20 protein-coding genes are annotated in these 25657 nt (G+C 45.4%); 3 read left to right on the forward strand and 17 right to left on the reverse strand.

Annotated elements, in window-relative coordinates; translation table 11 throughout:
- Positions 1–28: 28 nt before the first annotated feature.
- The 3 genes from NSA57_RS02955 (at position 29) to NSA57_RS02970 (ending at position 3409) form a co-directional block, all read left to right on the forward strand.
- A complete protein-coding gene (locus NSA57_RS02955; protein WP_257463965.1) occupies positions 29–1264 on the forward strand; it encodes a D-alanyl-D-alanine carboxypeptidase family protein in 1236 nt (411 codons plus the stop codon).
- A 335-nt stretch (positions 1265–1599) separates the two neighbouring features.
- Entirely contained in the window at positions 1600–2736 is a 1137-nt protein-coding gene (locus tag NSA57_RS02960) for a sodium ion-translocating decarboxylase subunit beta (RefSeq protein ID WP_022067715.1), read from the forward strand.
- 436 nt (positions 2737–3172) lie between these two features.
- Positions 3173–3409: a hypothetical protein gene (locus tag NSA57_RS02970; RefSeq protein ID WP_138270740.1), complete on the forward strand. Its 237-nt coding sequence runs from the start codon at positions 3173–3175 to the stop codon at positions 3407–3409.
- A gap of 193 nt (positions 3410–3602) precedes the next feature.
- On the opposite strand, the gene NSA57_RS02975 is transcribed toward NSA57_RS02970, so the two are convergent.
- The 17 genes from NSA57_RS02975 to NSA57_RS03055 all read right to left on the reverse strand — a co-directional run bounded on the left by NSA57_RS02975 (position 3603) and on the right by NSA57_RS03055 (position 25626).
- Positions 3603–3890 (reverse strand): DUF6506 family protein, encoded by a 288-nt coding sequence (locus tag NSA57_RS02975; protein ID WP_138270741.1) that lies wholly within the window; start codon positions 3888–3890, stop codon positions 3603–3605.
- A 96-nt stretch (positions 3891–3986) separates the two neighbouring features.
- Positions 3987–6617: a YfhO family protein gene (locus NSA57_RS02980; protein ID WP_257463967.1), complete on the reverse strand. Its 2631-nt coding sequence runs from the start codon at positions 6615–6617 to the stop codon at positions 3987–3989.
- A gap of 6 nt (positions 6618–6623) precedes the next feature.
- Positions 6624–7472, reverse strand: a complete 849-nt coding sequence (gene rfbD / locus NSA57_RS02985; RefSeq protein WP_147598387.1) for a dTDP-4-dehydrorhamnose reductase — start codon at positions 7470–7472, stop codon at positions 6624–6626.
- A gap of 10 nt (positions 7473–7482) precedes the next feature.
- Complete coding sequence (locus tag NSA57_RS02990) at positions 7483–9927, reverse strand: glycosyltransferase family 2 protein (RefSeq protein ID WP_257463968.1); 2445 nt, start codon at positions 9925–9927, stop codon at positions 7483–7485.
- Between the two features lie 18 nt (positions 9928–9945).
- Complete coding sequence (locus NSA57_RS02995; protein WP_257463969.1) at positions 9946–12363, reverse strand: glycosyltransferase family 2 protein; 2418 nt, start codon at positions 12361–12363, stop codon at positions 9946–9948.
- Positions 12364–12441: 78 nt separating this feature from the next.
- Positions 12442–14625 carry a class I SAM-dependent methyltransferase gene (locus tag NSA57_RS03000; protein WP_257463970.1) on the reverse strand — a complete coding sequence of 728 codons (2184 nt, stop codon included), beginning with the start codon at positions 14623–14625 and terminating at the stop codon, positions 12442–12444.
- Positions 14622–15878: an ABC transporter ATP-binding protein gene (locus NSA57_RS03005; protein WP_178709050.1), complete on the reverse strand. Its 1257-nt coding sequence runs from the start codon at positions 15876–15878 to the stop codon at positions 14622–14624. The genes NSA57_RS03000 and NSA57_RS03005 overlap by 4 nt, the downstream gene beginning before the upstream one ends.
- A gap of 12 nt (positions 15879–15890) precedes the next feature.
- Positions 15891–16697 carry an ABC transporter permease gene (locus tag NSA57_RS03010; RefSeq protein WP_257463971.1) on the reverse strand — a complete coding sequence of 269 codons (807 nt, stop codon included), beginning with the start codon at positions 16695–16697 and terminating at the stop codon, positions 15891–15893.
- Positions 16694–17263 (reverse strand): dTDP-4-dehydrorhamnose 3,5-epimerase, encoded by a 570-nt coding sequence (rfbC, locus tag NSA57_RS03015; protein WP_173751851.1) that lies wholly within the window; start codon positions 17261–17263, stop codon positions 16694–16696. The genes NSA57_RS03010 and rfbC overlap by 4 nt, the downstream gene beginning before the upstream one ends.
- A 1-nt stretch (position 17264) precedes the next feature.
- Positions 17265–18143 (reverse strand): glucose-1-phosphate thymidylyltransferase RfbA, encoded by an 879-nt coding sequence (gene rfbA / locus NSA57_RS03020; RefSeq protein WP_022068084.1) that lies wholly within the window; start codon positions 18141–18143, stop codon positions 17265–17267.
- 10 nt (positions 18144–18153) lie between these two features.
- Positions 18154–19431 carry a D-alanyl-D-alanine carboxypeptidase family protein gene (locus NSA57_RS03025; RefSeq protein ID WP_257463974.1) on the reverse strand — a complete coding sequence of 426 codons (1278 nt, stop codon included), beginning with the start codon at positions 19429–19431 and terminating at the stop codon, positions 18154–18156.
- A gap of 13 nt (positions 19432–19444) precedes the next feature.
- Positions 19445–20572, reverse strand: coding sequence for a dTDP-4-amino-4,6-dideoxygalactose transaminase (rffA, locus tag NSA57_RS03030; RefSeq protein ID WP_257463975.1), 1128 nt, complete (start codon positions 20570–20572; stop codon positions 19445–19447).
- 16 nt (positions 20573–20588) lie between these two features.
- Positions 20589–21536 carry a glycosyltransferase family 2 protein gene (locus NSA57_RS03035; RefSeq protein WP_147598396.1) on the reverse strand — a complete coding sequence of 316 codons (948 nt, stop codon included), beginning with the start codon at positions 21534–21536 and terminating at the stop codon, positions 20589–20591.
- An 18-nt stretch (positions 21537–21554) separates the two neighbouring features.
- Positions 21555–21899 (reverse strand): EamA family transporter, encoded by a 345-nt coding sequence (locus NSA57_RS03040; RefSeq protein ID WP_022068088.1) that lies wholly within the window; start codon positions 21897–21899, stop codon positions 21555–21557.
- Entirely contained in the window at positions 21896–22282 is a 387-nt protein-coding gene (locus NSA57_RS03045; protein ID WP_022068089.1) for a DMT family transporter, read from the reverse strand. Before NSA57_RS03045 ends, NSA57_RS03040 begins: the two co-directional genes overlap by 4 nt.
- A 15-nt stretch (positions 22283–22297) precedes the next feature.
- On the reverse strand, positions 22298–23485 hold the full coding sequence (locus tag NSA57_RS03050) for an ATP-grasp domain-containing protein (RefSeq protein ID WP_257463976.1): 1188 nt from the start codon (positions 23483–23485) through the stop codon (positions 22298–22300).
- Between the two features lie 2 nt (positions 23486–23487).
- Positions 23488–25626 (reverse strand): pyridoxal-phosphate dependent enzyme, encoded by a 2139-nt coding sequence (locus tag NSA57_RS03055; RefSeq protein WP_257463977.1) that lies wholly within the window; start codon positions 25624–25626, stop codon positions 23488–23490.
- Positions 25627–25657: the final 31 nt, after the last annotated feature.

Here is a 25657-nt window from a genome sequence, read left to right on the forward strand (position 1 = left end):
TACCGAACCTTTTACAGGAGTATACTTTATGAAAATAAAAAAATTATGCGCCGGGCTTTTTGCCCTGGGAATGGCTTTTTCCCTGATGCTTCCAACACCGGTAAGAGCCGCCGAGGCAGCTTCCGGAATTACCACCAACGCTGTTCCGGGCTGGCCCCAGGGAGCTGATATCACTTCCACAGCCGCAGTTGTTATGGAAGAATCCACCAATACCATTGTCTACGCAAAAAATATGGATCAGCAGCTTTTTCCCGGAAGTACGGTAAAGATCATGACAACTCTTCTGGCACTGGAAAACAGCCAGCTTACCGACCAGGTTACCATGACTGCTACCGGCGTTTCCGGCGTTACTGACGGCGGAGCCAATATTTCCGCCAATCTTGATGAAGTTTTTACCATGGAGCAGTGTCTGTACGCTATTATGCTGGTATCTGCCAATGACATTGCCCTGCAGGTTGCCGAACATCTTGGAGGCTCTGTGGAAGGCTTTGTACAGATGATGAATCAGAGGGCTGCCGAGCTTGGATGCACCAACACAGTGTTTACCAATCCTACCGGTCTTTCTGATGAAAACCAGCACACCACTGCTCATGACATGGCTCTTATTATGCAGGCCGCCATGGAAAATGAAACTTTCCGTACCATTGCAGGAGCCCTTTCCTATACTATCTCTCCTACCAACATATCAGGAGGCGAGCGGGTACTGACAAATAATTTCTCCATGATGAGCGCTGCCAATGCCGCTTATTATCAGAACTGTCTTGGAGGACGTGAAGGATATACGGACGCTTCCGGCAGCACCCTTGTATGCGGAGCAGAAAAAAACGGAGTAACCCTGATCGCAGTTGTGCTTCAGGGCGCATCCGGCACCACAGCCGCCGAAGCCGGAAGCCTTTTAAATTATGGCTTTGACAACTTCCAGATGCTCTCTCTTGGCGATACAGACTTTAACATGCTTTCCGGCGGAAATGTTTATGTTCCTGTGGGAACCGCTGCCGACTCTCTTACCACAAAAGACGGCACACCGGAAAATGGTCAGTACACCCGTCAGTATTACTTTGGAAACGCTCCGGTAGGAACCTCGGTAATGGCTGCCGTACAGGAACAGGATACCGCTCTTACAGATGCCGGAGAGAAAAATATAGAAGCTGCCAGAAACTACTCCGAAAAGCATACGGCTGTTCCTTACTATGTGATCGCCGGTGCTGGCATTCTGCTTCTTGGTTTTCTGATCTACAGAATTATAAAAACAGCAAAATCCTGACAGATGGCAGGGCGCCTCAGCTACTGTTTTCAGTAACCGGAAAATGGATTCCCGATCACCCCGGGCGGCGGCTTTTCACTCTGTATGTTTTAGAATTACAAAAAATTTCTTGAAAAATACTTTTCCATACGGTACAATACTCTTGATATAGGGGAGTAGTCAGCACTGTATGGTGCGATTAAGTCAACACCTTGAGCCTCCGGCTCTGGCTTAATCTATACCTTATGCTTTTGGTATACGACAAGACCTGTGTTCCGCTTTCAGGGGAGCACAGGTCTTTTTTACTGAAAATATTCAGGCAGACTTTCCCGTGAAAAAAATCAGGAGGAACCAGTATGGATTTTTTAATTTCCGGCATCACATCTATCACCCCCCAGCAGATCGTTATGTACGTGATTGGCGCTGTGCTGATCTGGCTTGCCATTAATAAGGATCTGGAACCGGTACTGCTTCTGCCTCTGGGATTCGGAGCAATTCTTGTAAACCTTCCTGCTTCCGGTGTTCTGAATCAGACACTTGCAGGTATCGGTGAAACAAATGGTATTATCGAGTGGCTGTTCAATGTAGGTATCGAGGCTTCCGAGGCAATGCCTCTGCTTCTGTTTATCGGAATCGGCGCCATGATCGACTTCGGACCTTTGCTGTCCAACCCCAAGCTGTTTCTTTTTGGCGCAGCCGCACAGTTCGGTATTTTTGCCGCAATCGTTGTTGCATGTTTCCTGGGCTTTGACTTAAAAGACGCTGCATCTATCGGTATCATCGGAGCAGCCGACGGCCCTACTTCCATCCTTGTATCTCAGGTCCTTGGCTCCAATTACATAGGGCCTATCGCTGTGGTGGCATATTCCTACATGGCGCTTGTTCCTATTATCCAGCCTATGGTCATCAAGCTTCTTACAACAAAAAAAGAACGCTGCATCCATATGGAATACAAACCGGCTACAGTTTCCAAAAAAGCAAAGATCATTTTCCCGATCGTTGTTACTTTTATTGCCGGCCTTGTAGCTCCGATGTCCGTTTCTCTGGTAGGATTCCTGATGTTCGGCAACCTGCTCCGCGAGTGCGGCGTGCTGAATAATCTTTCCGATACCGCACAGAACGTACTGTCCAATCTGGTATCCCTTCTTCTTGGTATTACCATTGCGTTCAGTATGAAGGCTGACACCTTTGTAAACAAAGAAACTCTTCTTATTATGCTGATCGGTCTTGCAGCCTTTATCTTCGACACTGCTGCAGGCGTGCTTTTTGCAAAGCTTATGAATCTTTTCTCAAAGGAAAAGATCAATCCTATGATCGGCGCCGCAGGTATTTCCGCCTTCCCGATGGCTGCCCGCGTAGTTCAGAAAATGGCGCTTAAAGAGGACCCAAGCAATGTTCTGATCATGCAGGCTACAGGTACAAACGTATCCGGTCAGATCGCTTCTGTTGTTGCAGGTGGTGTTATCCTGAATGTCGTTGCAAGTATTCTGTAAGAGAAAGGAGATATCTCTATGAATTCTGAGCTTATTATGCAGGCACTTGAGGTTATGTGGAAAGGAATGCTGAGTATTTTTACAGTAATCATCATTCTGACGATTCTTGTGTATCTGATCAATAAATTCCTGAAATAGGTTTTGAAAAACAGCACGGCGTAAAGCTGCGCTGTTTTTTATGGGCTGAAATATCAGCTTGACAATACTGCATGTCTATTGTACCTTTGTATCATAAGATAAGAGCGTGAAAATTATGTAATAAAATGTATTTTATCTGAATTAAAATATGAAATTATATAATTTACACAAAATTTTCAGGATACCAGTTTTTGTAGCGTAGTAGAATATACAGAAATGGACTCACAGTTTATTGGATATTATCTATTAAATGTTTATACAAAAACAGATTTTCAGTTATGATAAGGAGGGCAGCAGTATGGACGAAATAAAAAGAGAAAAATATAAAAAATTTGGAGAAAGAGGAGTTGTCTTAACCGGTATTTTTCTATTTTTAAGTATGATGGCATATAGTAATGATATTGTTTTTTATATTGCAGGCGTTTTATGGTGCGCATCGTTAATGCTGTTGATATATGCCAGCAAAAATATTATTCTTAAAATAATATTCGGATTAATGATACTAGGTATCATAATCATCTTTCTTCTTTTTTAGTCTGAAAATATGGTAAAAAACGGATTTCCTTCTATACCACAGCATTATAAAACTACACAAATTATCTCACAGAAATCTTTACAAAAAAGGAGCTTCCGCAAAGTGGATTTCCCTTCCACTTTTACAGAAACTTCTTTTTTGTTTGACATAGGATCACAGTTCTCCCCGGCTCTCTGCTCCCGATACATGGGCTTTATTTTTGTGGAAACGCAGCCTGGTACACCTCCTCCTGCTCCGGCAGGTGGGTAACATAGCCTACAGGGATTTTGTTTTCTGTGGCTTCTATTATTTTTCTGGCTCCCTCTGCGCCAAAGGCTCCGCACAGCTCAATACAGTCAATTCCATTTTCATACAGGTTTCTGGCTGTCCGGCAGGCATCTTCTATATCTGCAACGCCGATCAGCTGAGACACGCCGTTATGGATTGCCGCTTTATCTGTTTCACTGTTAAATTTTCCCATAATTAAAAATGCAAACTTCATCCTTTTACCTCCATTTTCAGACATATTTCTGATAAATCACCTGGAACTCCTTATTTCTGAGCCTTACTTTTTCGTCTGCTGCAAAAGCTTATTTTCTTATTTACTTTTCACTTTCAGTTTGTATCTCTTCCACTGGGACACTGCCCTGGTCACTGCAAACAGAACCCAGAATACTGCACTTCCGGCTGCTCCCGCCTTCAGACCCGGAGCCTCAAATTTCAGCTCCAGACTGTGATCCCCCTCCGGGAGCCGACATGCCAGAAAGCCAATATCGCCTCTTAAAAGTTCTGTTTCTTTTCCGTCAACAGTAAGGTTCCAGCCCTTTTCATAGGGAATCATAAACACTCCATAGCCGTCAGCTTCCGCATGAACGGTTCCTGTAATATAAGCATCCTTTTCCGGAGCATCCAGAATGATCTCTGAAGCTTCCATTACCTGCCTGTCCTGTTCGGAAACAACGCTTTCAATGTCAGAAACCTCTTCCAGATCTGTAATCTCATATGCCGGATCATCCTCTGAGGATTTCACAGTTTTGTTTTCTGCCTCAGAGTTTCCGCCACTTTTCAGTACCTCTTTCTCTGAGCCCTCTCCTTCCTGTGGAAGAGCGATCACACTTTCCAGAAGCTCATCTCTGTTTTCCTCGCTGCACAGCGCCTTCACGCTCTCCTCTGTCACCGCATCTGTATAAAAATGCGCGGTTCCTGCCTGAGCCTCATTCTCATGGATATAAAGGCTTCCCACTCTGTCCAGAAGCTTCCAGCCTTCCTGAGGTGTTTCCTGTCCGGAAAGCAGGTAGCGTATTCCAAGGAACGCTGCAAGACGGTTTTCTTCTACATTGTTCCAGAATGTATAATGGTTCTGGTCTGCAAAAAACAGCTCCTGACAGAAGGTTTCCACAAATTCCTTCACATAGCCGTTCATAACGGAATTATAAGAAGAAATACCATTATAGCCCTGGGCGGAAGCATCCATGGCAACTGTTCCTGATATGTAATCCTTTTCCACCCGGTAAAAGCTCTGGTCTTTCTGTTCCAGATACTCCAGGCACTGCCCCAGGTCTGCCCGATACATTTCTCTGAAAAAATCCTGTGGCTTGTTCATTTCTGCCCGGTATTTTGTTTCTTTATCATCTGATTTCCTGTCAGCCTCATACTTAGCCATTTCCTGCTCCATAAGCTCTGCAGGTGTATCGGTTTTCTTCATGGTAACTCTTGCCTGAAAATTCGCTGCGCCCTCGGACGCTACATTCACCAGAAGAGCCAACGCCAGCACAGCCATAAGCCCCTGCCGCACAGCCTGCTTATGTACAAAATTTAAAAGAACAAGACACACTGCCAGCACGGTTCCTGTCACTGCCAGGATCAGGATATTTCTTTTATATTCTGCAAAGCCTGCCTGTTTCCAGCCTTCCAGATATGCCCAGCCCATAAGAACTGTTACCGCCAGTATTAAAGTCAGACAGAGCATTCCGCCCTTTCTCAGATAATCCCACATCCATGCCATTGCCATAAGAAAAAACGGGATCAGAACAAAGGTATATCTCTGCGTAGGCTTTGTGAAATAATTAAACACTGTTCCTCCAACCGGAAAGACCACGCCAATAAAAATCAGAACCGCAGCGCTGTACAGCACTGTTTTTGCCCTTTTTTTCATCTGGGCCTTGCGCAGTACAAAAAGGAACTGGACACTCAGAAACACTGCCAGCACAGAGCAGAAAAAGATGGGATCCTCATAATAATTCATAGCATAGGACTGAGGACCTTTTGCAAGGCCGAAGCCGTTCTGCAGATTGCTGGAAAACAGATGCTTTATCATGGAATCATAGACCTTTGTGTGATAAGGAGTAAAGCACTGCTGAAGCCACTGCAGGAATCCGGTTCCCTGGCTGTCAAGCCGGGAAGAAACATTCAGAAGCACCTCTGCCATGGGAAGAAATACCACAAGGCTCATCCCCACACCCAGAAGGATTTCTCCGCAGCCCAGCAGAAACCTCCTCACTCTCTGTGCCAGTGTCAGATCATCCACCATCAAAATCCTGAAAAGAAGATAAAGCCCTGTGGCAGCCAGACACATGTAGGTGAAATACACGCTGTAAATTCCGCAGAGAAATACCATCACCGGAAAGAATCCTCTTCCTTTTTTCTTCTGGATAAATTTTTCGCAGAAAAGCAAAAGCAGAGGCAGGTAGATCACTGCTGTTCCAAACTGATAATGCTGTCCCCACACCAGAAGGAAACCGCTGAAGCCGTATGCATAGGAGGCAGCCAGCTTTGCCCTGGGACTGAAGGAAAACTGAGATAAAAACCAGTAAAAGACCAGACCCGCCATCAGCATTTTTATAATCTGTATCACATTCAGATACATCAGCATATGTGCAGGCCCCAGGATTACCCCAAGGCCGTACAGCAGCATCAGGAAGGGATCAAACAGATTAAAATTAAAAAGATTCACTCCCAGTCCATTAGAAAAATCCCACAGAGAAAAGCTTCCGTCCCGGATGTCATTGACAATGGCAGTGTAATTCATAATATACTGCTGCCAGGTGTCGCTTCCGATATCGTTAAAAATCATCAGCTCATTTCCCAAAAGATAGTCCTGGAACATAATCAGACTGCTGACTGTCATCAGCAGAAACAGAAGCGCAGGATATTTCAGATCTTTTCCACACCATTTAGTAAAAGCGGTGGCTTTATCCACCGCTCTTTTTTTCTTATGTGTATTATCCATATCTGCTTACATGATCTCCTTCAGATAACGGGCAAGGGCATCCTGCCAGTCCGGAAGACGGGTAAAGCCATGCTCTGTCAGCTTTTTCTTTTCCAGACGGCTGTTGGAAGGTCTCTTTGCCTTTGCCGGATACTGATCGGAGCTTACCGGAGTTACTGTCACGTTCATTCCTGCCTGACGGAAGATCTCCTTTGCAAAATCACACCAGGAAATATATCCTCCCTCATTTGTCACATGATACTTTCCGTACTCTTCTTTTTCCAGCATATCCACAAGAAGTCTGGCCAGATCATAGGTGTAGGTAGGAGTTCCGATCTGGTCGTCCACAACAGTCAGTGTATCATGTGTTTTTCCCAGATTCAGCATAGTCTTGATAAAATTCTTTCCATTGACGCCAAATACCCAGGCAATACGCACAATATAATGCTTGTCGGTATATTTTTCTACTGCAAGCTCGCCCTCATATTTTGTCTGACCGTAAACATTCAGCGGCTGTACCACCGGATCATCCGGTTCCCAGGGACGGGTTCCCTGACCGTCAAACACGTAGTCTGTGCTTAAATAGATCATTGGGATATCCATTTCTCCGCACATTCTGGCAATGTTTTCGGTTCCCTCTGCATTGACCTTGCGACACATTTCTACTTCATCCTCTGCCGCATCCACTGCTGTCCATGCAGCGCAGTGAACCATTTTGTCCGGGCGCACTTCTTCCATCACTCTGCGCACAGCCTCTGCGTCTGTGATGTCCATTTCCGCCACGTCTACGCCTACTCCCTCATAGCCTCTTTTTGCAAGCTCGTTCATTACATCGTGGCCAAGCTGTCCGTTTACTCCTGTAACCAATACCTTCATACCAAACCTCCTATATCCTTTTCAGTGAAAAATCCTGACTCTTCAATGTCAGATTCGGATTATAATAAGGATCTCCGTCCCTCATAATATCCGGCCAGCGTCTTTCAAAAATCTGAATTTCTTTATTAAACCGCGCAACTTTTTCCGGTGTGTCCTCAAGACCTCTTGACTTTGACTCATAATGATACAGCTCTGCATAAGGATTGTACACAATGAGATAGCCTGCGGCTCTCAGCTTCATACAGAAATCAATATCATTAAAAGCAACTGCCAGCTCCTCAGTAAGGCCTTCCACCTCATCAAAGGCAGACCGTTTTACCATCATGCAGGCTGCTGTAACTGCGCTGTAATCCTGAGCGCAGATGATTCTGTGGCAGTAGCCTGTGGTTCCTCTTGGCTGCAGCACAAAGCAATGTCCTGCAATGCCTCCGAAGCCAATGACAACTCCCGCATGCTGAATGGTGTCGTCCTCATAATACATTCTTGCTCCCACAGCTCCCACATCGCTTCGCATACAGTATCCCAGAAGCTGTTCCAGACAGTCCTCATTGATAATTTCCGTGTCATTGTTCAGAAGAAGGATGTATTCACCCTTTGCAAAAGAAGCTCCGTAATTATTAATAGCAGAATAGTTAAACTCTCTGTCCCAGTAAACCACATGAGCCTTTGGATTCTCTGCCTCCAGCTTTTTATAATACTGGAAGGTTTCCTCCTCCGTACTGTTGTTTTCCACAATAATATATTCGTAATTCTGATATGTGGATTTTTTGTCAATGGAGTCCATGCACCGCTTCAGATCTTCAATATGATCCTTATTGGGAATGATAATGGAGATCAGCGGATCATGGTCCCGGATAAACCTTGTGCGGTAAAGACCCAGAAACTCTCCCTGAAGCACCTCTGCGTTGATCCCGGTTCTCTTATAATGCTCCTCAATGGCCCGTTTTCCTGCCTCAAAGGCATAGGTCTTGCTTTCCGGATTCTCTGCTGTGGAATCCTCATGGCAGCGCCAGTGATAAAGGATCCTGGGAATATGATAAATCTGCTCCGGCTTTACAGTTTCCACACAACGGAAAATAAAATCATAATCCTGAGCCCCGTCAAACTCCTTGCGAAGCATTCCAACCTGACTGATGATCTCTCTGTCCACCACAAAAAGATGACAGATGTAGTTTACCGTACACAAAAGATCCGGGTTATAATCCGGCTTAAAATGAGGCTGGAAAAACTTGTGGCCGTCCATGGACATTTTATCTTCATCAGAATAAAGAATACGGATGTCCCTGTTTTCGTTTAAGGCCTTTACACACTGAAACAGCGCGTGAGGCGTCAGCTCATCATCATGATCTGCAAAAGCAATGTAATCGCCTGTGGCAGCCTCAATTCCCGCATTGGTATTTTCGGAAATCTGCAGCGGTTTCTCATGAAAGATCACTTTAATTCTTTCATCAGAAGAAGCCAGAGAGTCCAGAAGCTTACGGATAGGAGAATCTGCGCCGCTGCCGTCTGACAGACAAAGCTCCCAGTTTGGATAGGTCTGAGCTTTTACAGTATCCACCAGCTGGCGGAGATACTTTTCCGGCGTCTTATATAAAGGCACAACAATAGAAATCTTAGGCTGGTATTCAAATTTTGTCCTTCTCTGCTTTTCCAGTTCTTTTGAGCCGGGAAGATGGCGGACGATCCATTTCTGATAGGGAATCTCCCTTGTGGACGCAGTTTTTACCTTGGATACCACCTTGCCTACCATAGCCGCACTTCCCTGGCTTTTCCAGTAGCGCAGACCTTTTTTTGCATATTTTTCTATTTTTTTGCGGAAAACAACCGCAGGATTCAAATGAACAATGTGGACAGATTTTGTGTCTCCTGCGTAAAACACAAGGTACAGAAGCTTTCCGGTAAGGTTTGTAAGCTCCACAAAAAATCCGGACTTGTCTTCACTGTCCATTTCCTCATAAAGCTGTTCCACATCCACACGCTGGGTGCGAAGGATCTCCACATTTAATTTCTGTTTGTTTTCATCAAAAATCTGAATTTTTACCGGCTCGTCTGCAACTGCCCAGCCTCTGATCCGAAGAAATCCCTGCTGCACCTTTTCTTCTTCAATAAAAAACTGAGGCTTTCCTCTTCTTTTTTCCAGTTCCCTTGCAGAAACGGAAAACCAGCAGATCCGCCGGTCCGGCATATCCGCATACACGGTCAGCTTCTGACAGCCTTCCAGAGACTGAGGAAGCTGCACAGACGCAGTGATCCTCTCGCCTCTCATCAGATCCGGATCTTTAAATCTTTCCAGAGCGCTGACTACCTCCAGGCGCTGAATCTCCGCCTTTACTTCAGAGCCGTCCAGACAGGCGCGCATCTTTGCTTCCTTTGGCCAGGTTCCCTGCAGAATATACTGACAGGGATCCTTCAGGTGAAACCGGTCCTTTGTTACCTCAAAAATCTCTCTTGACATATCCAACCTCACAATTTCTCAGTCTTCTCTCAGGGAACAGTCGCCCTCTGTCACAGACAGATTGGGGCTGTAATAAGGATCGCCTTTTTTCAGCTGATCTTCCCATTTTTCCCGAAAACGTGTTATTTCCTTTTCAAAACGGTACTGTTTCTCAGGAGTGTCCTCCAGGCCTCTGGATTTGGACTCATAGTGATACAGCTCCGCATAAGGGGTAAAGACGATTTTTCTTCCCATATCCCTTATTTTCATGCAGAGGTCAATATCATTAAACGCCACGCGGAAGCTTTCATCAAAGCCTCCCACTGCCCGGAAATCACAGGCATCCACAAGCATACAGGCAGCTGTCACTGCGCTGATCTCCTGAACGCTTACCATTCTGCCGAAATATCCTGCATCCTCTCTGGACGCCCGGCACATCACATGGCCTGCAATACCTCCCAGCCCCAGAACAACTCCTGCATGCTGGATGGTGTCATCCGGATAATACAGCTTGGCTCCCACAATGGAAACCTCCTTCTGCTGGCAGATTCCAAGCATTTCCTCCATCCAGTCAGGGGTCAGGATCTCCACATCATTGTTCAGAAACAGAAGATATTCTCCTTTTGCCTGCTCTGCGGCAAAATTATTGATGGAGGAATAATTGAACTCTTTTTCCCAGGTCAGAACTCTCACCCTTGGATAACGCTCATGAAGCTTCTCATAATAGGCAAAGGTTTCTTTTTCCTCACTGTTGTTTTCTACCACTAAAACCTCATAATTCTCATAGGAGGTGCGCTTTGCCATGGAAGAAAGACACAGCTCCAGATCTTCTGTATGGTCTTTGTTTGGAATGATCACAGAGATCATCGGATTTCCCTGGATCTCCAGTCTGCTTCTGTACCAGCCGGGCCGTTCTGTCATCTCCACCTTTGCCGGGATTCCCATTCTCTTATAATGCTCTTCCACGGCTTTTCGTCCTGCTTCAAAAGCATAGGCCTTGCTTTCCGGATCTGCTGCCGTGGAATCCATATGACAGCGCCAGTGATACAGAACCCTGGGAATATGGATGATCTTCTCTGCCTTTTCACAGCAGCGGAAAATAAAATCAAAATCCTGGGCTCCGTCAAATTCTTTCCTGAAATATCCCGCCTGCTCTGCCACCTGTCTCTTTACTGCAAAAATATGACAGATATAATTATTATCCCGGAAACGGAACAGATTAAAATCCGATTTAAAATGAGGATCAAAATAATGCTGTCCGTCCATGCTGACCTTGTCCTCATCTGTGTAAATCACCTCAGCATCCTGATCATTAATTGCCTTTACAATCTCAAACAGCGCATCTGGCTCCAGAGTATCGTCATGATCACAGAGCATCAGGTATTCCCCTCTGGCAAGCTCCATGGCCTTATTGGTGTTCACAGAAATACCGCCGTTGGATTTCAGCTTTTTATAACTGATCCTTACCTCATGTCTGTAATTTTTTTTCAGAAACTCATGAACGTTTTCGTCCGGGCTTCCGTCTGCCAGACAAAGCTGCCAGTTTCCATAGGTCTGCTTTCTGACGGACTCGATCAGCTCCTTCAGATAGGGAAGGGGCGTACAGTAAAGAGGGATCACAATACTGATCAAAGGCTTTCTGTCAAAAGAAGTATGCTTCTGCTTCCATGCCTGACGCCGGCTCAGAAAATGACGTTTCAGCCATTGTTCATAATCTCCCTGAGTGTTTTCCTGACGGTTCAGAAGCCTGTTAAAAAATCCCTTTGGCCTCTGCTCTTTACGAAGCTTCTGAATATCTACCTCATAAGCCTTTTCCACAGAAGATCCTGTAAATTTAAGCAGAAGCTTCTTTCCTGAAATTTCATCTAAAGAGGCTGAAATACGGAAGCCGATTTCCTGATTTTTATAAATCTCGTCAAGGCTGCAGCGCTCCGCCACATCCGGCCTCCGCCCTCTGCTTATCCTGCAGGCAAAAGGACTTCCGTCCTGATTTAAAGCGGTGATCTCCGTCTCACCCCTCTGATCCACAGCCCAGCCCTGGATTTCCAGCATGGTATCATAAAGGATTTCCACTCTGTCCAGATGATATTCCAGCAGGCTTTGGTTCAGAAAGCTTTTCAGCTCATCTGCGCTCTTCTTCCACACAGAAACTCGTTTTTCTCCGTCTGTAAGAAACAGCTCGATCTGCTGAAACTGTTCTGCAAGCTGATCTGCCTTTGGAATCCGCAGCCGGAAGCCCGGAAGGAACTCTCCAAAGTCCGCTTCCAGAGCCTGAGCCACATCCGGTCTTTCATATCTCTCAGGATCAGCCAGAACAAGCTCCTGATTTCCGTCTCCCACCAGACAGAAGCTCATTTCCTGTCTGTCAGATCCGGCATACCAGCCTCCAAGGCTTAACACCTGTCCATGTCTGTCATCATATTTTTCTTCATCAATGCTGAAGCGCAATTCTTCCATATTTCATCCTCATTCTGTCTGATCTGAAGGCCGGAATTTTGCCATCAGACCTTTTTTCTGTCATTTCTCTCTGACAGCTTATTTTTTCTTAATGCTTCTGTACAATTTCCAGACTTTTGTATTTTCCATCTGACTGATCTTTTCTTTCAGTCTGCGGATCTCTTCATCCTTTTCCGCTGACACCAGGCCAAAGCTCTTCCAGAACTTTTCTCCCGCTTCCTGAGCCTTCATGATCTCAATTTCAATTCTGAGTTTTTTCTCTCCGCTGATATTTCCGATCACAAACTGAGGATCTCCCCCGCCGAAATAATAGCTGTCAGCTCCTACTGGAAAACCATTTGTTGTAAAGTCTGCCTTTATGTCATTTTCAAAAGCAAGCTTCCGAAGGATCAGACCACCTGATGCTTCTCCCGGATCAAGACGGAGGTTCTTCACATTGTCTGGAATCTCAAGCTCCATGCTGACTCCTGCTCTGCTCATGGGATAATCTTCTGAGTCTTCCTCAGAAAATCCATTTCCCCGGTCAAAAAACACCTGAAGCCTCCTCTCTGCCCCAGCTGCCCTCATCTGCTCATAATAGGGAAGGATCTCCACCTTGCCCGGAGAAACATCTTCATACATGGAAAGAAGAGGCACATGACTTCCATGCATATACTTCTGGAAATTCCTTTCCATTTCTCCGTAAACAGCAAGCTCCTCCTGAGTAATACCTGCTTTGCCATAAAAATCCCTGTCCTTCAGAACACGGCGCTTTCCGTCGCTTTCCAGATAATAATGGATCATCCGGTACAGGATAAAGTCTGCGGGAACCGGAAAGTCAAAGGTCCACTCATAATCGATCACAACCTGTCTGTCCTTCAGAATCAGAATATTGGCAGGAACCAGATCAATATTGGACATTTTTGCGCAGGAATACTCTCCGGTCAGCTCTACGTCCCCGAATACCTGTACAAACTCCGGCGTTTTGATAAAGGTATCTGTGCTGTGAAGGTTCTGAACCTTTTTCAGATAATAAAAGAACAGTTCCTCCAGCTCAGAAAATTTCCCCTGAGCCAGAAGCTGATCCAGTTTTTCTTCCAGAGTCATTCCCTCCAGATATTCCAGCCTTGCAGCCTTATTTACTGTTTTGCAGAGATTAAGCTCCAACCCCTGCTTTTTATAGTCTTCTGTAAGCTCTGTATAAATCCGCTCCAGACGGGCTGTATGCTCACAGGCCTTTTCATTTGCCGGAAGCTTCTGCACATATCTCTCAAACCTTCCCGGCTCACAGATATCTGTTCTCAGGGCAAAGCGCGCGTCCCGCTCGTTGGAAAACTTGGTATACACAATCTCCGGACAGATCTGCTCTTTTCCGATCAGAAGAAGAAACGAATTGGAAAACTCCGGGAACATATCATTGTCCAGAAGAGAATCATACACAGGAGATTCCTGAAAAAGCTGCAGGCGAAGCCGGTCAAAGTTTGTCTCCATACGGTTCAGCTCGCCCTTTAAAGGAAGACGCCTGTCAGAATATATGGTCATGGGAAGCTTGTAATCCGGAAACGGATAATACCACTGCGCTTTCAGATTTCCTGCTTTTTCCAGAATTTCTGTAAGCTCTTTTTGGGTAAAGGTTTTTACGCCCTTTGTTGTGGGATAGCCCTCAAGTCCCTCGAAAAGGGTTCCAAAGTGATCCTCTGTACAGCCTGCCCAGTATTTCAGTCCAAAACGGTTTTCGATGGCAAGAACGATCTGTCCGCCCGGTTTCAGATGACGGGCAATGGTTTTCAGAAAATCCACATAAGGGGTGTCGCTCTGAATATAGTTTTCCCCATACTCAAAAACGCCGATCAGAGTAATGTAATCATACTTCTCCGTCAGCGCAGGCTCGATCTCCTGAAAATTTCCCATAAGTATTGTGAGATTTTCGCAGTCCTTATGTCTCCAGGCATTGATCTCACTTCGTTTTTTTGACAGCTCAATACAGGTGACCTTCTCTGCTTTTTTACAGAGCGCACCTGTAATAGCTCCACAGCCGGAGCCGATCTCCAGCACATTTTCCTTTCCGGTAAACGGAAGCCAGCTTAAAATATTTTCCCTTACATGGGAAAAATGATAGAGAATGGGCCAGCTTTTCCTCTCTGCGATCACCTGGTTCCATTGCTCCTTTGGATAAGTTCTGGCAATTTCCAGCATCTCATCCTCTATGGCTCCGTCACTGTATAAATCCTGTCCCGGATAACAGGTATCATCCAGGACTGCCTTACCGATTTTTTCTATCATGCTTTTTCTCCGTAGCGAATCTCCACTTTTGAGTTCATATCATAAAATCCAACTGTGTTCTTGTTGGAAACCACTGTGATATTACATGCGTCATACAGCCTGTGGAAAACTGTAAACTCACCGTCCTTGTACCCGGTGCAGCCAAAGGAAAGAAGATATTCCCCTCCCTGCAGGAACATTTCCTGCTCAAAGGTCACTGTACAGCTATCTCCTGCCTGAGAGTGTTCCACAGATTTCTTTTCAAACAGAGTATTGGTTCCTGTGATCTCTGTACCCTTAATATCCTTAAAGGTATAGGCCATAATCGGTTCCTGAATATCCTGATGAAATACCACCTTCATCCGTATCCGGAAACTGCTGCCCTTTTCAATGGTATTGGTACAGCGGTCTTTGTCATCCAGAACTGCAAAATCCACAATCTCCGCAAGCTTGGTACCATATTCCAGCATATTGGGATTTACCTGGAACTGCTGGCTCCAGCTTTCTTTCTGCTCTTCTTTCTTTTCCTCTGCCTTTGCAGGATCCTGACCTACCAGAAGCTGCTTGTACATATCCACCATCTGTTTTGGAGAACCTTCTTCCAGCTTCACTCCCTTATTCAGAAGAATCACTCTGTCACAGTACCGGGAAATACTGCTTAAATCGTGGCTGACAAAAAGAATGGTTTTGCCCATCTTTTTAAATTCTTCAAATTTCCGGTAGCATTTTGCCTGAAAGAACACATCTCCTACAGAAAGCGCCTCGTCAACGATCAGAATTTCCGGATCAATGTTAATGGCAACTGCAAATGCCAGACGGACAAACATACCGCTGGAATAAGATTTTACAGGCTGATAAACAAAATCTCCGATGTCTGCGAAGTCCAGGATATCCTGAAGTCTGGCATCCACCTCTTCTTTGGAAAATCCCATCATGGTTCCGTTGAGATATACGTTTTCGATTCCTGTATATTCCATGTTAAATCCGGCTCCCAGCTCCAGAAGAGCGGAAATCCTTCCGTCCACCTTCACCTCTCCTGCCGTAGGGTTCAGAACTCCTGTAATGATCTTGAGGATTGTGGACTTTCCGGAACCATTTGTTCCGATGATTCCCACAGTCTCGCCCCGCTCCACCTGAAAATTCACATCTCTTAAAGCATAATGCTCTCTGACCGGAACCTTAAATCCCAGAGTTTCCCGCAGTCTGTCTGAGGGCTTATTATATAATTTATACATCTTGTCCAGATGTTTTACCTGAATTGCAAATTCACTCATTTTTTTCTCCGTTTACAGTACATCTGCAAAATGTACCTGAAGTTTTTTGAACAGTCTTGTTCCAAGGAAAAACAGCACCAGGGTAAAAGCCCAGAAATAAAGGGTCAGAGCCGGATGCTGCCAGAATCCCACATGATCGATCAGGGAATCACGATATCCCTGTACCACATAAAATACCGGATTCAGCTTCAGGATCTTTGTAAGAATCCCTGTAAGACCAAGGTCGCTGAAACTCCACATAATGGGAGTTACCCATACCCCTACCTGAAGTCCGATGTTGATGATCTGACTGAGATCCCGGAAAAATACCACCACCGCGCTGGAAAAATAAGTCACTGCCAGAATCAGCATAAAAATACAGAAGCTGTAATAAATAAGCTGAAGGGCATACCAGGTAGGCGGATAGCCCATGCAGGTATAGATCACCAGAACGATCAGCACAAAAAAGCAGTGGACAAACCCGGCTGAAATCACCTTTACCACAGGAAGGATACGAATATTAAAAACAACCTTTTTTACCAGATAATTATATTCCAGAAGAGAATTGGTCCCGCCGATCAGCCCGTCCTGAAAAAAGAACCAGGGCACCAGTCCGGCTACCAGCCAGAGAACAAAGGGAACTCCTCTGTCCGCTCCGCCTCTTAAAGCCAGACCAAACACAAACCAGTATACACAGATGGTAACTACCGGCTGGATAAAGGCCCAGACTGTTCCAAAATAAGAACCTGCATATTTTGTTTTAAAATCATTTTTGGCCAGGGAAAGAACCAGCCTTCTGTTCCGGTATAGTTCCCCTGGCAGCCATGTCTCTTTTTTCAATCCTTTTTGCTCCTGTTTGCGGAATATTCCTGAAAGCTTCCCCATTTTTTGTCCTTGTCAGAAAGAATCAGATCCATTCCTTCCGGAATCGGCCACTCTACTGCAATATCCGGGTCATTGTATGCAAGTCCGCCCTCATCATTGGGATGATAAAAATCTGTACACTTATAGGCAAACTCAGCAGAATCAGAAAGTACAAGGAAGCCATGGGCAAAGTTCTTTGGAATAAAGAACTGTTTTTTGTTTTCTGCAGAAAGCAGCACTCCGTACCACTGTCCGTAAGTAGGAGAGCCCTCACGAAGATCCACAGCCACATCATAAACCTCTCCGCTTACTACGCGGACCAGCTTATCCTGCGGATAGTTGATCTGAAAATGAAGTCCGCGGAGAACGCCTTTTCTGGAACTGGACTGATTGTCCTGAACAAACTCCTGGTCAATGCCAGCCGCCTTGTAGTCATTGTAATTATAAGTTTCCATAAAGTATCCCCGGTCATCTCCGAACACTGCAGGAGTGATCACCTTTAATCCTTCAATGTGACAGGTTTCTACTGTAATTTTTCCCATTTTATAAGCCCTCCGCTACTTCGATCAGATATTTTCCATATGCAGTTTTAAGAAGCGGCTGCGCCAGCTCCACAAGCTGCTCTTTATTGATAAATCCACGTTTGTAAGCAATTTCCTCAATACAGGAAATATAAAGTCCCTGACGTTTCTGGAACGCGGAAACAAAATCAGCCGCATCCAGAAGGGAATCATGGTTTCCTGTATCCAGCCATGCAAATCCTCTTCCCAGAGTTTCCACCTTCAGGGTTCCTCTGTTCAGATATTCATTGTTGATGCTTGTAATCTCAATTTCGCCTCTTGCTGAAGGCTTCACATTTTTGGCGATCTCCACTACATCATTGTCATAGAAGTAAAGTCCCGGAACCGCATAGTTTGACTTGGGATGCTCCGGCTTTTCCTCTATGGAAAGAGCTTTTCCGTCTTCGTCAAATTCTACCACGCCGTACTCTCTTGGGTCCCTTACATAATAGCCGAAGATGGTTGCTCCCTTTTCCCCTTCTGTTCTCTTATATGCGTTCTGAAGCACTCTGGAAAAGCTCTGTCCGTAAAAAATATTGTCTCCCAGAACAAGGGCAACCGCATCGTTTCCAATAAAGTCCGCGCCAATGATAAACGCATCTGCCAGCCCTCTTGGCTGCTCCTGAACCGCATACTCGAAACGCATTCCAAGCTGCTTTCCGTCTCCCAGAAGCTCTTCAAACACCGGAAGATCTCTTGGTGTGGAAATGATGAGAATTTCTCTGATCCCTGCCAGCATCAGCGTGGAAAGGGGATAGTAGATCATCGGTTTGTCATACACCGGCATGATCTGCTTGGAAATCGCTTTTGTCAATGGATATAATCTTGTTCCTGAACCGCCTGCTAAAATAATACCTTTCATATCTCTCCTCCTATTTTCTGGAACCGTACATTTTTTTCTCTTTAAAGTAAAGGGCTGTCATCAATGCCACAAGAGTCACGGCCATCACAGCCATCAATCCAAGAAGGATCTTTGACATATCGGAAAGTCCTTCCTCAGTTTCCGATTCCGGTATTTCCGCTTCTTCCTGTACTGTCTGTGTACCGGAAGTATTTTCTCCTGTTCCCGCTGCCGCTGTCTGTACCGCCTGGGGTGTGGGAGTTGCGGCAGGCGCCGCATAGCCTACATACTGTCCGTTATAAAAATAACGGTTCAGCATTGTTCCGTTTTTGTCCACCTGCTCTACTGTAAGCTGATCCGCTGTGACACCTTTTGGCACAGTCATTTTTTTTCCATTGACTGTCAGCGTATCAAAATTATCAAACGCATAGTTAAACAGCGCAATGCTGTCTGTACAGTTTGCTCCCAGATCTGCTGTACGCATGGTAACTGCAATATATGTTCTTCCGTTCCGCTCCGCTGCCACTACAAGGGTATGGCCTGCGTCATTGGTATTTCCTGTTTTTCCGCCAATGCAGCCTTCATAATAAAGATTGGATTCTTTTGCCATAAGAGGCATATGAGTATGCATTCCTCTTGCCTCGCTGAGGTTTGTAGCCGGAATCGTATAATTGGCTGCGCTGATAACTTTCCGGAACCGGGGGTTCTGAAGTCCTGCCCGCATGATCTTTGCCAGATCATAGGCTGTGGTATAGTGATTGGAATCCGGAAGCCCGCTTGCATTGGCAAAATGTGTATTTCTGCATCCAAGCTCCCTGGCCTTCTCATTCATCATTTCAATAAACTGAGCTTCTGTTCCCCCTACATACTCTGCCATCTGAGCGCACACTTCATTGGCTGATTTGATAATGGCCGCATACCAGCAGTCCTTCATGGTAATGGTTTCTCCCAGCTGCATTCCGATATTGGAGCTGTCCCAGGTCACATCCCGGACTCCTGTCTCTGTAAAAGTTACAGAATCTTCCGGAGAACTGTTTTCTATCGCAGTAAGCACGGTCATGATCTTTGTGGTACTTGCCGGATAACGGTACTCGTCTTTTCCTTTATCATAAAGGACCGCGCCTGTATCCGCATCAATCAGAACTGCTGTCTCAGAAACTGTGTCCGGCCCTTTCGGCCATCCCTGAATGCTGTCTGAGCTCACTATTGCCGCTGTTCCGAAATTCACAGTTACTGCCTGCACGGATACTGCAGGGATCAGCAGTGCCGCAATTCCGGCTGCCACAGTGCCTGCTATTTTATTTTTCATTGTGTTTCCTCCGTCAAAACTCAAATGAGAGTATTTTTTCTGTAATGTATTCCACATCAGACATTTCCAGATTATAAAACATGGGCAGTCTTAAAAGCCGTTCGCTTTCCCGTGTGGTATAAACATCCTCTCCGCTGAAGCGTCCAAATTTTCTGCCTGCCGGAGAGCTGTGAAGAGGCACATAATGAAAGGCAGTGCAGATTCCGTTTTCTTTCAGATAAGTGATCAGCCTGCTTCTTGTCTCCAGATCTCTGACTTTTATATAATACATGTGGGCGTTATGCTTGCACCCTTCCGGCACAAAAGGTCTCTGGATTTTTTCCTGTTCCTCCAGACTCTTCAGCCCCTCATGGTAATAGTTATAGATCTGATGCCTCTTACGGTCGATTTTTTCCGCTTCCTCAAGCTGGGCATAAAGATACGCCGCGTTCATTTCACTTGGAAGATAAGATGAGCCATAATCGATCCAGCGGTATTTATCTACCTGTCCCCGGAAAAATTTACTTCTGTCTGTTCCCTTTTCTCTGAGGATCTCTGCTTTTTCCTGGTATTCGTTTTTCTGGAAAACAAGGGCGCCGCCCTCTCCCATGGTGTAATTTTTTGTCTCATGGAAGCTGTAGCACCCGAAATCTCCAATAGTTCCCAGAGCTTTTCCATGATAATAAGCCTCTACTCCCTGAGCTGCGTCCTCCACTACCTTCAGATGATATTTTTCTGCAAGAGCCATGATCGCATCCATCTCGCAGGCAACCCCTGCATAATGGACAGGCACAATCGCCTTTGTTCTTTCTGTGATTGCCTGCTCGATCAGGTTTTCATCCATATTCATGGTATCCGGCCGGATATCCACAAACACGATCCTGGCTCCTCTCAGCACAAAGGCGTCTGCTGTGGATACAAAGGTATAAGAGGGCATGATCACCTCATCCCCGGGCTCTATGTCACAGAGAAATGCCGCCATTTCCAGCGCATGAGTGCAGGAGGTTGTCAGAAACACCTGGTTTACCTGAAACCGCTCCTTCATCCATGCAGAACACAGCTTCGTATACTTGCCGTCTCCGCAAAGCATTCCCTGGTCTACGGCGTCTTTAATATATGTCAGTTCTTTTCCTACAATTGCAGGCCTGTTAAAATCTATCATTTGCTATTCCTGTTTCTTAATTATCTGTGTTGTCAGTTTGTTCGGAAATATTTTCTTTGTCACGGATCACATACTGAGGTGTCTTATTTACATTCAGCATCAGTTTTCCCAGATATTCTCCCACAATGCCCAGCATCAGGAAACAGATGCCGAACAGTACCAGCATGGCGCACATCAGCGAAGACCAGCCAATGGCAACTGCCGGATTCAGAAGCTTACGGATAAAAACGATCACTGCGCCTATAAAACCTGCTGCCGAGAACAGGGTTCCGAAAAAGGTGGCTGCCCTTAAAGGAATCACGGTAAAATTCAGACAGGACATAAACAGCTTCAGTCCCCGTTTAAAATTATAATTGGAGGTTCCCACCTCGCGCTCAAAATGTTCGATCTCTATGTTTGCAATGTTATGTGTGGTGCGGAAAAACAATACCTGAAGGAAGGTATTATAGCCGTCGTATTTGACAACCTCGTCTCTTACATACTTTCTGCAGCACCAGAAACTGCTCATCTGGATATCCTTCGGACGGTCCAGCAGATGCCACAAAAGAAACCGGCTTACTGCCCCTGTGAGATTTTTAAACCAGGAAAACTTCCTCTGTTTAAACACTCCGAACACAATATCATAGCCTTCTTCCATTTTGTCAAGGAACTGTGGAATCTGTGACGGATGATTCTGCATATCGTCATCCATTCCCAGGATCAGCTCTCCCTGAGCATAATTCATTCCGGCCATAATGGCATTGTGCTGTCCAAAATTCTTAGCCAGGTTGATTCCTTTTACATTTGGATATTTTTCTGTAAGAGCATGTATGGATTTCCAGGTATTGTCTCTGGAATAATCATTTACCAGAACAAATTCACACTCGTAATCTTTTAGTTTCTCAAATTCTTCAATTGCAAGCTCCACCACCTTGCCGATGGTCTGCTCTGAATTATAGCACGGTATAACAATCGATACCAGCATCTCTTTTGTCCCTCGTTTCTATAAGTTGAATATGACGATCCCTGCAAGTATCAGGGCAAAGCCCATAAGTTTCCGCCTGCTGAATCTTTCTTTCAGAAAAATATATCCCATTACTGATACAAAGATGTAACCTGTAGATTCCAGGATCGGTGACATGGAAAGAGGCACATGCTTCAAAGCCAGCATGGTCAGTATTACAGAACAGAAAAAAAGCCCGTAAGCTCCGATCACCATAGGATTCATATACTCCTTCAGGGTGCTTTCGTAGGTTTTATCTGCTGCCTTTTTCAGAATGATCTGAGATACAGACGAGATAAAAACCGACAGAAGCAAAAGACATACGGATATTCCAAGACTGCTCATGAATTCTCACCATCCTTTCCGGCGTTATCACTTGTTACAAGATAAATTCCTGCAAAAATCACAGCTGCTCCGGCGATCATATTCCAGGTGATCCTTTCTCCAAAGATCAGAGCTCCCCAGACGATTCCCCAGATCAGAGTTACGGGACGGTTTGCATAGGCCACAGTAAGCGGCATTCTTTTCAGGATCTGCTGCCAGATAATGGCGTAGCCGAACATGATCACAAAAACAAGTCCAAACCAGAAAATAAACGGCAGGGAAAAAATATGATCCGTATATCCGGAAGCTTTTTTTGAACAGACACCGCTTAGGGAGCTGAACAAAAGGCTGATATGCAGCAGCAAAAATGTACTTTTCTTTAAGGCATGGTCATTATTTCTCATGTTATTTTCTCACAATCATACTGTAAATTCAATGTTAATTTTCGACAAAATCTCATCTAGCCTCTCTTCGCAGTCATGAAGTTCTTTCCCTGCAAGAATGATCTGTCCGATACGATCCCTTCCATTCCGGTACTGATTCACATAATCTCCCGGCTGAATATTAAAGGAAAGATCAATGATATCCTCTGCAGGCGCATTTTCATTTCGGATCGCTTTTACGGTTCCGCTTCTGTCTGAGGTCAGAATCTTAGACAGGCTGGCGCTTCCCGGATACGGTTTGGTAAAAAGCTTTTCCGGCTCCATATCAAGGGCAAGACGCACAATAGCCTCATAATAATTGATGCCGTAATACAGTCCTACTGTTTCCGGAAGGCAGGTGGCTCCTGCTCTTCCCGTAATCTCGATCACATAAACCTTTCCGTCTTTTTCAATAAGGTCGCAGTTTACTGCACAGTTATCCAGCCCCACTGCACGGATAGCAAGCTTTACCTGACGTTTCGCCTCTTCTCCCAGACTGTCCTGTTTTTTCCAGGGAACAGAGTGACCTACCGGAGTGGGTACATAGCTCTGAAAAGCATCTATATTATTGGGAAGGCAGTATAAAAGCCTGCCCTCTGACATCATTGCCTCACAGCCAAAGGGTTCTCCCTCAATAAACTCTTCCACAAGACAATAATCCTTACCTGTAGCTTCCATGGTTTTTTCATAAAAGGAAAAAGCCTGTTCGCTGGTATCGCACCGGAATATCCCCCTGCTTCCCATCAGATCCACTGCCTTTATCACTACGGGAAAATTCAGTTTTTCCAGAGCTTCTGCAAGCTCTTCCCGGTTTCTGATACAGATGTGGCGGGCGCAGCGCACTCCCCCTGCCATAAAGGCTTCTTTCATTTTGAATTTGTCGCTGCTGATATCAGCCGCCTTTTCTGACAGACCTTTCAGCCCCAGTCTCTCACAGGCATAACCTATTGCCCGGACTCCTGTATCCAGACAGCAGGTGGTAATGCCATCCGCCTGAAACTTACGGGCAGCTTCCATAACCGCCCCGGGATCAGAAATATCTGTGTACGTACTTTCATCTGCTGCCTGAAATCCCGGCCAGTCACCGGGAGTGCTTGCAGCTATTGTTTTTATGCCAAGCCTTTCTGCAGCCTCATAAAGAGGAAGCTGAGAATAGCTGGCTCCTAAAATCATAAGTTTTTTCATATTTACAGGTTGTACTCCTCCAGAAAATCAAAAAATAACGGAGTTCCTCCTGTATGAAGGAACAGAATATTTTTATTCCGGATCTGATGATCCTCCAGATATTTTACCATACCACAAAAAGCCTTTCCTGTATAGGTCATATCAAGGGGGGTGCCCTCTGACCGGTAAATACTGCGAATCAGATCTGCCGTATCCTGTGAGTAGGTTCCATATCCGTTTTCCATGTATTGATCTGTAAAAAGAATCTTCTCTTTAAAATTCTGAGGCAGGCTGCTTTTATGCATCTGCGCATACTCCTCCAGATTCCGGGCAATTACCTGCTTTCCTCTGGTCTCATTCCTGGAAACAGAAATACCCACAATATTCCGTTCATCACCCTCTTCCAGACTTCCGGCAAGAAGGCCGGACTGTGTGGCGTTGGTGCTGGATGCAAGAAAAATATAGTCAAAATGAATACCCATTTTTCTTTCCTGACAGCAGATTTCCTGATAAACCTCTCTGTAGGCCTCCATTGGTACCCACTCTCTGCCCTCGCCTCTGGTATTTCCGTAAATATAATAAGGCTTACAGCCTTTTTCCCTCAGCTCATCCACAGCCTTCTGCACAGCGTCTGCAATTTCTGTTTTTTTGCAGGGGATCTCTGTTACTCCCATACTCCGGATGATTCTGCTGTTCTCTGTTTCTTTATCCTCTTTTACATCCTCTGTATTATGGACCATATAGCAGGGCAAGTGCAGCTGGAAACAAAGGGTGGCAAGAATCCGGCAGAGATTGGAATGATAATTTCCGTAAATGATCATGCTGTCGCAGTGTTCTCTTTTCATATCCTCAATAAACTTCTGTGCAAACCGAACCTTGTTCCCCCCAAAAGAATAAGGAAGAAGATCCTCTCTTTTCATATAAAAATGATTGTACACAGGTGCTGTCTCAGCATTGTCCCTGCCGTTTCCGGTAAATCTCAGCTTTTGTATTGGAGTCACCGGAAGCTCCCTCAGCGGATTTTCCCAGGGACCGTGATAAAAAAGCTCTTCCATTTCTTCCATAGTATCTGTCTGAAGAATAAAAAATCCGGGACGGCTTCCGCTGTCTGTAATCTGCGCCTGCTCCACATCTCCTTCCAGCACCACTTTTTTCACCTTATCCGGATGCTCTTTCTGAAGCTCCTGAAGATGTTTCAGATCGTTACTGTCCATAAGAAACCGAATAGCAGAAACCTTTTTCTTTTTTTCTGTAAAAACCGGCGGTTTCCCGGCAGCAGTATCCACTGCCATTGCCACAAAATCCTGCCCTGTGGAAAGAGGAACAAGATCGGAGCCGATGCAGTCTCCGCCCATTCTGGAACCAATCTCAATGATCCTGATATTTCCCGCTTTGTCGATCCGAAGCTCGCTGTGCCCTGCGCCGTTTCTGATTTCAAGTGCGTCAAGGGCGCGAAACACCGTATCCTGAATTTTTCCATACATTTCTTCCGATACAGGAGCCGGCTGCAAATGACCTGTCTCAATATAATGGGGACTGCCTGTTGTAAATTTTTTTGTTACTGCAAGGCAGGTGTGTTCACCCTTATAGCTGATGGTTTCCACACTGTACTCTGCACCCTCAATATATTCTTCCACAATCGCTCTGTTTTCAAAAGACTGTTCTGCCGCCTGTGTGATGGCCTGTTCCAGCTCTTCCTGGGTATAAACCTTTGTTATGGCCCTGCTTCCGGAACGGTCTGTGGGCTTTACAATAACCGGAAAGCTCTCCGGAAACACTCTGTCTCCCACAGAGACTGCCTGAAAAAACGGCACCGGGATTCCGGCCTTCTGAAAGGCAGTCCGCATGGCAAACTTGTTGGTGGAATTTTCAATACATGCGCTGCTGTTTCCCGGAAGTCCAAGCTTCTCTGCCAGATACTGCACTGTAATATTTGCCAGATCAGAACCTATGGTTGATACTGCATCTGGCTGTATTTTACGGCAGATCTCAAGGATCTGCTCTTTTTCCGTAATACTGATCTCATAAAAAAAATCCGCATCCCCGGCTCCTGTAGCGCCGTCTCTCCAGGCAAACACATGCGTCTCATATCCCATTTCTCCGGCTTTTTTTATTAAAGGGCGCTGAAAATCATTGGCCCCGATAATCACAATCTTTTTCATGGATACCTCTTTTCTGTCCAGATCACGAACA

Source organism: Blautia caecimuris (genome assembly GCF_024622975.1).
Taxonomy (GTDB): domain Bacteria; phylum Bacillota; class Clostridia; order Lachnospirales; family Lachnospiraceae; genus Blautia_A; species Blautia_A caecimuris.

Excerpts from the sequence above, each read along its gene's own strand:
- rfbA (WP_022068084.1), bottom strand. The coding sequence starts at position 18,143 with ATGAAAGGTATTATTTTAGCAGGCGGTTCAGGAACAAGATTATATCCA.
- NSA57_RS02960 (WP_022067715.1), top strand. The coding sequence starts at position 1,600 with ATGGATTTTTTAATTTCCGGCATCACATCTATCACCCCCCAGCAGATC.
- NSA57_RS03005 (WP_178709050.1), bottom strand. The coding sequence starts at position 15,878 with ATGAGTGAATTTGCAATTCAGGTAAAACATCTGGACAAGATGTATAAA.
- rffA (WP_257463975.1), bottom strand. The coding sequence starts at position 20,572 with ATGATAGATTTTAACAGGCCTGCAATTGTAGGAAAAGAACTGACATAT.
- NSA57_RS02980 (WP_257463967.1), bottom strand. The coding sequence starts at position 6,617 with ATGGATAATACACATAAGAAAAAAAGAGCGGTGGATAAAGCCACCGCT.
- NSA57_RS03050 (WP_257463976.1), bottom strand. The coding sequence starts at position 23,485 with ATGAAAAAACTTATGATTTTAGGAGCCAGCTATTCTCAGCTTCCTCTT.
- NSA57_RS03040 (WP_022068088.1), bottom strand. The coding sequence starts at position 21,899 with ATGAGCAGTCTTGGAATATCCGTATGTCTTTTGCTTCTGTCGGTTTTT.
- NSA57_RS02970 (WP_138270740.1), top strand. The coding sequence starts at position 3,173 with ATGGACGAAATAAAAAGAGAAAAATATAAAAAATTTGGAGAAAGAGGA.
- NSA57_RS03035 (WP_147598396.1), bottom strand. The coding sequence starts at position 21,536 with ATGCTGGTATCGATTGTTATACCGTGCTATAATTCAGAGCAGACCATC.
- NSA57_RS03045 (WP_022068089.1), bottom strand. The coding sequence starts at position 22,282 with ATGAGAAATAATGACCATGCCTTAAAGAAAAGTACATTTTTGCTGCTG.
- NSA57_RS02975 (WP_138270741.1), bottom strand. The coding sequence starts at position 3,890 with ATGAAGTTTGCATTTTTAATTATGGGAAAATTTAACAGTGAAACAGAT.
- NSA57_RS02995 (WP_257463969.1), bottom strand. The coding sequence starts at position 12,363 with ATGGAAGAATTGCGCTTCAGCATTGATGAAGAAAAATATGATGACAGA.
- rfbC (WP_173751851.1), bottom strand. The coding sequence starts at position 17,263 with ATGGGAAAAATTACAGTAGAAACCTGTCACATTGAAGGATTAAAGGTG.
- NSA57_RS03055 (WP_257463977.1), bottom strand. The coding sequence starts at position 25,626 with ATGAAAAAGATTGTGATTATCGGGGCCAATGATTTTCAGCGCCCTTTA.
- rfbD (WP_147598387.1), bottom strand. The coding sequence starts at position 7,472 with ATGAAGGTATTGGTTACAGGAGTAAACGGACAGCTTGGCCACGATGTA.
- NSA57_RS02955 (WP_257463965.1), top strand. The coding sequence starts at position 29 with ATGAAAATAAAAAAATTATGCGCCGGGCTTTTTGCCCTGGGAATGGCT.
- NSA57_RS03000 (WP_257463970.1), bottom strand. The coding sequence starts at position 14,625 with ATGATAGAAAAAATCGGTAAGGCAGTCCTGGATGATACCTGTTATCCG.
- NSA57_RS02990 (WP_257463968.1), bottom strand. The coding sequence starts at position 9,927 with ATGTCAAGAGAGATTTTTGAGGTAACAAAGGACCGGTTTCACCTGAAG.
- NSA57_RS03025 (WP_257463974.1), bottom strand. The coding sequence starts at position 19,431 with ATGAAAAATAAAATAGCAGGCACTGTGGCAGCCGGAATTGCGGCACTG.